Raw genomic sequence first — 6,000 nt, forward strand, 5'->3', positions numbered from 1 at the left:
TCGAGCAACACCGGGTTTTGAAAACATGCTCTGGGACCTTCCGAACCCGCATTCTGTGTTGAACCTCAAATCTGGATGCGTATGGTCACTTTGCGAGCGGCTTCGAGCCGCACTGGTTTGCACGCCACGGACATCCAACCTTCGACCGGAAGCAAACTCAGAATTTATTCGCGGGGACACTGACGCTGATGGCGTCAATTGAAATGACTGATTGGAGGTCACTATGAAACTCAAGAGCTTGATGCTCGGCGTTGCAGCCGCTGCAACCGCTACCACCGCCCAGGCAGCCGATCTTCCGGTTGCTCCGGAGCCGGTCGACTACGTTCGTATCTGTGATGCATACGGCGCTCGCTTCTTCTACATCCCGGGCACAGAAACCTGCCTGCGCGTTGCTGGTCGCCTGCGGACACAGGTTACCGTGAACAACGTTCTGGAAGACGGTGACTGGAGCACTCGTGATTCCGACGGCATCACCTGGGAAACTCGCGGTTACGTTCGCCTTGACGCACGCACCGCAACTGAGTTTGGCGACCTGCGCACATTCATCAGCATCTCTCAGGCAGCTACCAACGGCGCTGAAGCAGCTAATTTCGACGTTGCTTACATCCAATGGGGTGGTCTGAAAGCTGGTTATGACGGTTCTCTGTTCCAGCACTACACCGGTCAGGTCTTCAAAGGCTCTCTGACACGTAACTGGTCTGACAACACCATCAACCAGATCAACTACACTGCTGCTTTCGGCAACGGCTTTTACGCTGCATTTGGTCTGGAAGATCAGGACGACCGTTTCAACCTCGGTGGGACTGTTGCAACAAGTGGTGGTGGCACGCTGACTGTAGGCGAAGGCGGCACTCGCATGCCTGACTTCGTTGCTGCGATCGGTGTAACTCAGGGCTGGGGTGCTGCCAAGCTCTCCGGTGCTCTTCACCAGTCTGTACCGAACACTGTACACAACAGTGTTGGCTTCAGCGGTGAAGATACCTTGGGTTGGGCTGTCGGCGCATCTGTCCTCTTCAACCTGGACATGCTGTCTTCCGGTTCGAACGTGTTCTTCCAGGGCTTCTACGCTGATGGCGCTCTGAACTACATCGGGTACACGCCGGTAATCGATAACATCGGTGACGACACCGCAACCGGTTACTCTCTGTCTGCTGGTGTCTACTTCCAGGCAACCCCGACAATCGGCCTGGCTCTCGACGGTTCTTACGCTGACGTAGAGGCAGCTTCTGACACTGTTGGTGGTGTTGTTGTTTCCCAGGCAGACGCAACTCGCTACGCGATTGCTGGTTCCGTCCAGTGGGCTCCGGTTTCCGGTCTCGCTATCGGTGCTGACATCGGCTACGCCAACGAAGACATCGATGGCGCTGGCGACACCGACGAACTCGTCTTCGGTGTACGTATGCAGCGTGACTTCTAATCAATCCTTATTTTAAGGTTTGATGGAAAACCCGGCGGAAACGCCGGGTTTTCTTTTTGTCTTGAGTGATAAACGCTACGGGTGAAAGCGCTTCGGCCGCTTGCCCTGTTAGACCAACTGCAAAAAAGATCTGATTGCTTGTTGAGATGCCACGTCCCATAACAATGGTGCGTGCCCTTCACCTTGAACAGTATGGAGCTTTGCACCGGAGTGGCGCTTGAGCATCTCCCGGCACGTTTCTCCGCTCAAAAGGTCCGAATTTTCACCATGGATAATGAGGACCGGCCGGTCCGTCAGGTTGTCAAACAGTGGCCAGAGATCCGGCGCCGGGGCTGCATCGTCCAGGCTGGCAAATTGGTGGGCAAGCGCGGGGTCGTAATCGAGAGCGACGCCGCCATTGGGACGTGATGCCAGTTGCCTCGCAAGTTTTTCCCAATCACTATCGGTAAGGTTTGGGAATTGGTGGCCAATCATATGCCGCTGGTTTTCTGCGATCTCCTGGATGCTTCCAGCTTTCATATTGTGGCCTAGAGTTGCGGCAATCCGATGGATGGCGCGCATCTCGATATGCGGACCGATATCATTTAAAATGACAGCTACCATCTTATCGGCAGGATAGCGGTAGGACATGGCAAGCGCATGGAGCCCGCCGCGGGACGTGCCCAGCAGTGCAAACCGCTCCAGACCTAAGAAATTGATGCCGGCATCAATGTCTTTCTCTTCCATCGGCAGTGCGTAATTGCGCCAGTCTGCGTCCCAATCGCTATCACCACGGCCCCGGTAATCAAACGCGAACACCACGTGCCCGGCTTTTTGCAGCGTGATTGCAATATCGTCGAAGTCCCGCGTATTACGCGAAAGGCCCGGTAAGCAGAGGACTGGAATGCGGGTGTTTACACCGCCCCCGGAGGTTGATGGCCGCCAAACACGGCCGGCCAAACGCAATCCATCGGGCGCCGTCCAGCTTAACGGTTCCGGCGCGGATAGCGGCTCATCAGGCTTGGCATGTCCGGCCGCACTTTCGGTAATTGTCATATGGTGCTCCCAAGGCGTTTCCATCCGTTATCTGTTTTGGTCAAGGATACCGGTTTGGGTGGTGGTCCGCCAGTCTGGCGTCGGCGCCGCAACATGCGCCCGAAACGCCACGCGTCGCCGGAAATGCCCGCGGGCGGTAAAGAAAACAGCCGTTCCAGCCGAATAAACACAAAGGAAGCATTGCTCCTCATTAGGCGGATGAGTATTGTGCGCCTCCGTCGGGATCTTGACCCTCTTGCCGGCAAAACAAATCCACATCCAAAAGGAAACCGAAATGTTCAAAGGTTCAATTCCAGCGCTGATTACGCCGTTCAAGGACGGGGCGCTTGATGAGAAACGGTTTCAGGATTTCGTTGAGTGGCAGATTGGGGAAGGGTCGTCCGGGCTCGTGCCGGTGGGAACGACTGGCGAGAGCCCGACGCTGACCCATGATGAGCACAAGCGCGTCGTGGAGCTGTGTGTCGAGGCGTCCAATGGCCGGGTCCCGGTCATCGCCGGTGCCGGGTCCAACAGCACATCCGAAGCAATCGATCTGGCCCAGCATGCGGAAAAAGCCGGTGCTGATGCGCTGCTGGTCGTCACGCCCTATTACAACAAGCCAAATCAGGCGGGCCTGAAGGCCCATTTCAAGGCAGTAAATGACGCGGTTGGCGTTCCAATTCTGATTTACAACATTCCAGGCCGCTCGATCATTGATATGAGCCCGGAGACAATGGCTGAGCTGTTTGAGACATGCGAGAACATTGTCGGCGTAAAGGATGCGACAGCGGATCTTGCAAAGGCCAGCCGTCAGCGCCATCTGTGTGGGCCGGACTTTGTCCAGTTATCCGGGGAAGATATTTCTGCCTTGGCATTCAACGCTCATGGCGGCACTGGTTGCATATCAGTTTCGGCCAATGTCGCCCCGCGGCTTTGCGCGGAATTCCAGGCGGCAACCCTGGAGGGTGACTACAAAAAGGCTCTGTCTTATCAGGACCGCCTTGCACCATTGCACCGGGCCCTGTTTGTGGAGCCAAGCCCAGCGGGCGCGAAATACGCTCTGTCTCTGATGGGCAAGATCGACGAAGACCTGAGGCTGCCACTTGTGCCCATGTCTGAGGCAGGCCGGGCAGAGGTGCGCGATGCTTTGGCCCATGCGGGATTGATCAACTAAGGTTCCATGGCCGTAAGCCGGGACCAATGGGATCTGTTGAGGCCGGATGGCCTGATCTGGTAACAGTTGGCAGTTTGAAACAAATGTGAGCGGGCTGATTTAAGACGGTCCGGAGTGAAGAACATGGCTCCGAAAAAAGGAGAAGCGCCCGGACGGAAGATCATTTCCGATAACCGGAAGGCGCGGTTCAATTTTGAGATCGAAGATACGCTGGAAGCAGGTATCGAGCTTAAGGGCACAGAGGTAAAGTCTCTGCGCAACGGCAAGGCGAATATTGGCGAGTCCTACGCGGCTGAATATGCCGGGGAGATCTGGATCTATAACGTCTATATTCCCGAGTACCTTCAGGCCAACCGCTTCAATCACGAGCCGCGCCGCCCGCGGAAACTTCTGCTGCATAAGCGCGAAATCGGCAAGCTCGCGGGTGCCGTTCAAAAAGAGGGCAAGACCATTGTCCCGCTCAAGCTCTACTTCAATGATCAGGGCAGGGCGAAACTGGAGATTGCGCTTGCACGGGGTAAGAAGCTTCACGACAAGCGCGAAACGGAAAAGAAACGGGATTGGCAGCGTGAGAAGTCCCGCTTGATGAAGAACTTTTCATGAGGCGGTGAAGGACTGAAATCGGATGTTTTACCGATACTCCAGATACCCGTAACTCGGTGGAAGAGGTGTGGGTATCATGTGTGTAAACGGTGGAAAGTTTGCAGTTGACGAGCTGTGCGCGCGCTGTTGAGATGTGGAGAATTTCACCTTGGCGGTTTCCCACTCGGCGTCTTCTCAGCAATTAGCACAGTGTTTCCAAAACCTTGCGTGTTTCATCCGGAATTGGAAGCGGGCGCCGGGTCTTTCTGTCAACATGGATATGAACGAAACGCCCATGTGCGGCGGATGAAGGCTCGTTTCCGGAAAACAAGCCGATGCGGAAAATCACAGAACTTCCGCCGAGTTTCTCGATCTTGAGGCCCGCAGAAACAGTATTTGGAAACAGGAGCTCGGTGAAATAGGTGCAGCCGGTTTCTGCCACAAGAAACACGGTTTTCCCGTGCATCGGATCGAGCAGACCGTTTGCGATATACCAGCTGTTCACAGCCGTATCGAAGTAGCTCAAGTACTGCACGTTATTGACGTGGCCATAAATGTCCACATCCATCCACCGGGTGGGGATTTCCAGGAAACTCCGGAAAACTGACCGTTGCATTGGTTTTACGCGCTCAGGTGCTACAGAATTGTTTGCCGTCATAGGGCTGCTTTGTAGATGTTGAAGGCGTCCGTCTCTGTTACCTCGCGCGGGTTGTTTACGAGTAGACGGGTCTGTTTCATGGCGTCCGAAGCCATTTTGGGCAGGTCATTTTCGGAAATGCCAACTTCGCTCAAACGGGTCTGCAGCCCTAACTTTTCTGTAAGTCCTGCAAGACGCTTGGCAAAAGCATCCGCGCGATCATTTGGATTGGCAAGATCAATCAGATCTGGAAAAAGGGCCGGGGCAAGTTCCGCATAAGTTTCTGAGGCGACGGCATTATTGTGCTCAAGGACATGCGGCAGGACCAGCGCGTTGGACAGTCCGTGGGGCACATGAAACGTTCCGCCAATCGGGTAGGCGAGGGCGTGAACGGCCGCCACCGGGGAATTGGCAAAGGCCATGCCGGCCAGCATGGACCCGAGCAGCATGCCGCCACGTGCTTCCTTGTTGCCGGGCTCAAAAACGGCTGTTTCGATATGGGTGCCCAGAAGCTTCAAGGCTTCGATGGCAAGCGTACGCGACAAAGGGTTGTTGTTGGCGGACTTTGACGCATAGGCCTCAATGGCGTGCACCATGGCGTCAACACCGGTGGCGGCGGTCACGTGAGCAGGCAAGCCCAGGGTCAATAGCGGATCGAGGACCGCTAAGTCCGGCAAGAGAAGTGGCGAAACCACGCCGCGTTTTTCATCTGCGCCGACGGTCACGATGGAGATGGGGGTCACTTCCGATCCCGTGCCGGCAGTGGTCGGGAGCAAAATGAGGGGAAGGCGCGGGCCCTTGGCATTGCCGATCCCCCAGGCATGATTCAGGTCTTCCCCGCTGCCGAGCAACAGGGCCACCAGTTTGGCGACATCCAGAGAGGACCCGCCGCCAAATCCGACAATGGAGGTGGCGCCATGGTCTTGGGCGGCGGCGACGGCCTCCTCAACGAGTTTTTGCGGCGGATCGGCGGCAACCTCCGCGTATTGACCAACGGCAAGACCTTGGGTGGCAAGGGCGGATACGCACTCTTCTTGAAGGCCAAGCGAAACGATGCCCGGATCCGTGATCAAAAAAGGACGGGCGCCTAAAAAGTCCGCTGCATGAGTGCCGAGATCGGCAGCAGCGCCCTCTTGAAAAACGATCCGCCCGCTCGTGTTGAATGAAAATGCCCCG

Annotated in this window: 6 protein-coding genes; 3 read left to right on the forward strand and 3 right to left on the reverse strand. The window is 56.0% G+C overall.

The annotated features are described in order from the left end of the window. The first annotated feature begins 223 nt into the window (after positions 1–223). A complete protein-coding gene (locus tag E1180_RS02805) occupies positions 224–1,417 on the forward strand; it encodes a porin (RefSeq protein WP_155189568.1) in 1,194 nt (397 codons plus the stop codon). 108 nt (positions 1,418–1,525) lie between these two features. Here E1180_RS02805 and E1180_RS02810 read toward each other — a convergent pair whose 3' ends face one another. After that, a complete protein-coding gene (locus E1180_RS02810) occupies positions 1,526–2,452 on the reverse strand; it encodes an alpha/beta fold hydrolase (RefSeq protein ID WP_155189569.1) in 927 nt (308 codons plus the stop codon). A gap of 274 nt (positions 2,453–2,726) precedes the next feature. Here E1180_RS02810 and dapA point away from each other — a divergent pair, with 274 nt between their 5' ends. Next, the gene (dapA, locus tag E1180_RS02815) at positions 2,727–3,605 is read left to right on the forward strand and encodes a 4-hydroxy-tetrahydrodipicolinate synthase (protein ID WP_155189570.1); all 879 of its coding nucleotides are present in this window, start codon (positions 2,727–2,729) and stop codon (positions 3,603–3,605) included. A gap of 123 nt (positions 3,606–3,728) precedes the next feature. Beyond that, a complete protein-coding gene (gene smpB, locus E1180_RS02820) occupies positions 3,729–4,208 on the forward strand; it encodes an SsrA-binding protein SmpB (RefSeq protein WP_155189571.1) in 480 nt (159 codons plus the stop codon). 181 nt (positions 4,209–4,389) lie between these two features. Here the strand turns inward: smpB and E1180_RS02825 are convergent, their stop codons facing one another. Together E1180_RS02825 and E1180_RS02830 are read right to left on the reverse strand one after the other, a co-directional pair. Beyond that, a complete protein-coding gene (locus tag E1180_RS02825; protein WP_244313944.1) occupies positions 4,390–4,803 on the reverse strand; it encodes an acyl-CoA thioesterase in 414 nt (137 codons plus the stop codon). Between the two features lie 38 nt (positions 4,804–4,841). After that, on the reverse strand, positions 4,842–6,000 hold a 1,159-nt coding region (locus tag E1180_RS02830), incomplete at its 5' end, for an iron-containing alcohol dehydrogenase (RefSeq protein WP_155189573.1).

The organism is Roseibium denhamense, from assembly GCF_009711415.1.
Taxonomy (GTDB): domain Bacteria; phylum Pseudomonadota; class Alphaproteobacteria; order Rhizobiales; family Stappiaceae; genus Roseibium; species Roseibium denhamense.